This is a genomic window from Pseudoduganella sp. RAF53_2 (assembly GCF_052113985.1).
In the GTDB taxonomy this organism is placed as follows: domain Bacteria; phylum Pseudomonadota; class Gammaproteobacteria; order Burkholderiales; family Burkholderiaceae_D; genus Rugamonas.
This window is the reverse complement of record NZ_JBFRDW010000532.1, coordinates 1-4,302: the sequence shown is the minus strand read 5'-3', so window position 1 is coordinate 4,302 and position 4,302 is coordinate 1. Positions and strand designations below refer to the sequence as shown.

The window sequence follows — 4,302 nt, the reverse complement described above, 5'->3', positions numbered from 1 at the left end:
ATGAAACGCAACGCCGTTGGTTGATCTGGCAAGCGGCGTTGGAACATGGCAAAACGCCAAGTGGCCGCAAGTCGGCTGCCAAAGACGGCGGCGTCGCGACTGCTGCTCGTTCGAGCTTGCAGCGTCCGCAAGCCATGGCGGGGGATGATGCCGCAATGCGTGTCCAGGTCCTGAACGAAGTTCTGGATGCCTTCCAGGGGATGGACGGCAACAGCGGCATGGAAGACATCCTGGGTGTCATCCAGGGCCTGAAGCAGAAACAGAAAGCCTCCTCGGGCTTCTGATGCTGCCTGCATGCCTGCTCGGCTGACCCGCCCGGTCGGCGCGGCGCTGTTCACGCGCCGCACTGCCAGCCTGCTCGCCGCTGCCCTGATCGGGACGGCGGCCGCAGGCTGCGCCACGTTAACCGAATCCACCGACCAGTACGTCCTGGTGCAGACGATTCTGGATCACCAGCCCGTTTCCGGCATCGGCTGCATGCTCAGTAATGATGTGGGCCGCTGGTTCGTCACCACGCCGGGCCGCGTGGCCATCCGCAAGAGTACCCAGCCGCTGATCGTCGATTGCCGCCAGGCCGACGTGTGGGCCTTCGACCAGGTCGCGCCCAAGCAGAACAGCTCGCGCTGGGCGAACTATATTCTGACGGCTGGGGCAGGGCAGTACGTGGACAAGAATACGGGCGCGGGCTTTGATTATCCTGATACGCTGACGATGGTCCTGCAGCATGGCGAGGCGCCAAGGCCTGCGCCACCAGCCGGGACGACCGTATATTGAAAAAAAGCCGGGCTAGCCCGGCTTTTTTATTATCAGCCTGCGCGGCCGATCAGGAAGTTGGTCAGCAGCGGTACCGGACGGCCGGTGGCGCCTTTCGCTGCGCCCGATTTCCAGGCGGTGCCGGCGATGTCGACGTGCGCCCAGTTGTACTTGCGGGTGAAGTTTTCCAGGAAGGCTGCCGCGGTGCAGGATGCGCCGCCCGGGGAGCCGATGTTCGCCAGGTCGGCGAAGTTCGACTTCAGCTGCTCGTTGTACTGTTCGCCGATCGGCAGGCGCCAAGCGGTGTCGCCGGTAGCGCGGCCGGAAGCCATCAGTTCTTCGGCCAGCTTGTTGCCGCCTTCGTCGTCACGCGCGAACACGCCGCTGTTGTGATGGCCCAGAGCCACGATGCAGGCGCCGGTCAGGGTCGCCACATCCACCACGGCGGCCGGGTTGAAGCGCTCGGCGTAGGTCAGGGCGTCGCACAGGACCAGACGGCCTTCGGCGTCGGTGTTCAGAATCTCGATGGTCAGGCCGTTCATCGAGGTCACGATGTCGCCCGGCTTGGTGGCGCGGCCGGAAGGCATGTTCTCGGTGGCGGCGATGATGCCGATCACGTTGGCCTTCAGGCCCAGTTCACCGATGGCGCGGAAGGTGCCCAGCACGGAGCCGGCGCCGCACATATCGTATTTCATCTCGTCCATGCCAGGACCGGCCTTGATCGAGATGCCGCCGGTATCGAAGGTGATGCCTTTGCCCACCAGGACGATCGGCGCGTCCTTGGCCTTGCCGCCCATGTGCTTCAGTACGATGAACTTCGGCGGCTCTTCGGTGCCGTTGGTGACGGACAGCAGGCTGCCCATCTTCAGGGCTTCCATCTGCTTGCGGTCCAGGACTTCAACATTGAACTTGTAGTCCTTGGCCAGCTTCTTGGCGGTGTTCGCCAGGTAGGTCGGGGTGCAGACGTTGGCGGACAGATTGCCCAGATCCTTGGTCAGCTCCATGCCGTTGGCGATGGCGACGGCCTGCTGCAGCGCCAGTTTGTTGGCGGCATTGCTGGCGACTGCCAGGGCCAGCTTCTTCACGCCGGCCGGTGCCGGGTCTTTCTTCGACTTCTGTGCGTCGCTGCGGTAGAAGCTGTCGCGGCCAGCCAGCACCACGGCGCGGATGGCCCATGCTGCGTCGCGGCCTTTCACTTCTTCCAGTGGCAGTGCGATAATGGCGTCCGCGTTGCCCAGGGTGGAGAAAGCCTTGATGGTGGCGCCGATAGCGGAGCCGATGGCCTTCTCGCCGACGTCATCTTCCTTGCCCAGGCCTACCAGCAGCACGCGCTCGGCGGCGGCGCCTTTCAGGCCGCGCAGCAGCAGGGTGGTGCCGGCCTTGCCGGTGATGTCGCCGGACTTCAGCGCAGCGGTGATTTCGCCGGCGCTATCGAGGGACTTGGCAGCTTGCGAGAGCTTCTTGTTTTCGAACACGGCAACTGCGACACAGCCGGTCTTGGCCGACGCGATGGTGTTCTTAGTGTCGAATGCTTTTATGCTAAAGTCCATTTGATTCTCCGTAGGTTTGCGTATTTTTTACGCAGTGACTTGATTTGCTAACCGAATTATAAACGTCGAATGATTTTTCAACGCGCCCTCCGCCGGGAGCTCATTAGCTCCGCCGGGRCCACCTTCACGGTGCTGTTCACCATCATCCTGACGTGGACCCTGATCACAATCCTCGGCCGGGCCGCAGGCGGCAAGGTCGCGTCCAGTGATGTGCTTGCGCTGATCGCCTTCGCAGCCCTGAATTATCTGCCAACTATCCTCATTCTCACCAGCTTTATTTCCGTGCTGATGGTGATCACGCGGACCTATAAGGACTCGGAAATGGTGGTGTGGTTTGCCTCGGGCCTGAGCCTCACGCGCTTCATCAAACCGGTGCTGGTGTTTGGCCTTCCGATTATCCTGATGACCGGCGGCCTGGCTTTCTACGCTACGCCATGGGCCAAGCAGAAGAGCGCCGAATACGTGGACCGCTTCGCCAAGCGCGAAGACCTGCAGAAGGTGGCGCCGGGCCAGTTCCGCGAGTCCGCGTCCAGCAACCGCATCTTCTTTGTGGAAGCCGTGAGCGGCCAGTCTTCCGTGGTGCAGAACGTGTTCGTGAACTCGGTCGATGAACGCGGCACTGCCGTGATCGTGGCCAGCGAAGGCGTGGTCACGCAAGCCGAAAACGGCGACCGCTATCTGGTGCTGAAGAATGGCCGCCGCTATCAGGGCACGCCGGGCCAGGCGGACTTCCAGACCATGGAGTTCGAGCGCTACAGCGTGCGCGTGGGGCAGCAAGCGCCGGTGCTGGGCGCCGAACTGGAAGCGCCGGCCACGCCGACCTTGCAACTGATGGCGATTCCGACCAATCCGGCGCGCGCCGAGCTGCTGTGGCGCTTGTCGCTGCCGATCACCTGCCTGGTGCTGATGCTGCTGGCGATTCCGCTCGGCTTCGTCAATCCGCGCGCTGGCAGTTCGACCAATCTGATTATCGCGCTGCTGATCTTCTTCACCTATAACAATGCAGTGAAGGTGTTCGAGGCCAGCGTCAAGCAGGGCAAGTTCTCCTTCGGCATGGCATGGTGGCCGCTGCACCTGGGCGCCATCGTCGTGGTGCTGATCCTGTTCGCATGGCGCCTCAACGTGAATCACCGTTATCATCCTCGCGCCTTGCTGGCGTCCCTGAAGCGCGGCAAGGTGGCTGCTAAATGAAGATCCTGCAACGCTATTTYGCCGTATCGATTTTCCAGGCAGTGGCCTTCGTGCTGGCCGCCTTCCTTGGCCTGCTGGCCTTCATGGACCTGACGGGCGAGCTGCCGACGGTCGGCAAGAACGGCTACGGCCTTCAGCACGCTGCGCTGTACGTGCTGGCCATGATTCCGCAGCACGTGTATGAAGTGATGCCGGTGGCATCCCTGATCGGTACGATTTATACGATGGCGCAGTTTGCGTCGACCTCCGAATTCACGATCATGCGTGCCTCCAGCATGTCCACCCGTATGGCGGCCGGCATGCTGTTCAAGATCGGCATCGTGCTGGTGGTGATCACTTTCATCTTCGGCGAGCTGATCGCGCCGCGCGCCGCGCCGTGGGCGGAGAAGATCCGGCTGACTGGCCGTGGCACGACGGTGTCGGCCGAATTCCGTTCCGGCCTGTGGACCAAGGACATCATCAAGAGCCAGGGCACCAAGGGCGAGGTGCTGGGCACGCGCTTCTTCAATACCCGTGAAGTGCGGCCGGACGGCGAGCTGCGCGATGTGAAACTCTATGAGTTCGATAACAGCTTCCGTCTGCGTTCACTGATCGTGGCTAAATCCGGCGTCTTCCAGGGCAATAACGTGTGGCGCCTGAATGATGTGACCGAGAGCATCTTCACCAATCCGGCCTTGCTGGCTTCCGGCGGCCAGGCAACTGCGCAAAACAATTTCGCGCAAGAGACCAGTGCGGTTGAGATCAAGCATTACGATAGCAAGGACCTGATTTCGGAAATCACGCCGAAGATCCTGTCGGTGGCATCCTC

General features: G+C 62.0%; 5 protein-coding genes. 4 read left to right on the top strand and 1 reads right to left on the bottom strand.

Features of this window, described 5'->3' with window-relative positions; all coding sequences use genetic code 11:
- Positions 1-284, top strand: a 284-nt coding sequence (locus tag AB4Z11_RS24750) for a hypothetical protein (protein WP_442028401.1), incomplete at its 5' end; no start/stop codon positions are given.
- A 10-nt stretch (positions 285-294) separates the two neighbouring features.
- Positions 295-774: a hypothetical protein gene (locus tag AB4Z11_RS24745; protein WP_442028399.1), complete on the top strand. Its 480-nt coding sequence runs from the start codon at positions 295-297 to the stop codon at positions 772-774.
- Positions 775-806: 32 nt separating this feature from the next.
- On the opposite strand, the gene AB4Z11_RS24740 is transcribed toward AB4Z11_RS24745, so the two are convergent.
- Positions 807-2,303, bottom strand: a complete 1,497-nt coding sequence (locus AB4Z11_RS24740) for a leucyl aminopeptidase (RefSeq protein WP_442028397.1) — start codon at positions 2,301-2,303, stop codon at positions 807-809.
- Positions 2,304-2,372: 69 nt separating this feature from the next.
- On the opposite strand from AB4Z11_RS24740, the gene lptF reads away from it, so the two are divergent.
- The gene (gene lptF, locus AB4Z11_RS24735; RefSeq protein WP_442028396.1) at positions 2,373-3,494 is read left to right on the top strand and encodes an LPS export ABC transporter permease LptF; all 1,122 of its coding nucleotides are present in this window, start codon (positions 2,373-2,375) and stop codon (positions 3,492-3,494) included.
- Positions 3,491-4,302, top strand: an 812-nt coding sequence (locus AB4Z11_RS24730) for an LptF/LptG family permease (RefSeq protein ID WP_442028394.1), incomplete at its 3' end; no start/stop codon positions are given. The genes lptF and AB4Z11_RS24730, both read left to right, overlap by 4 nt.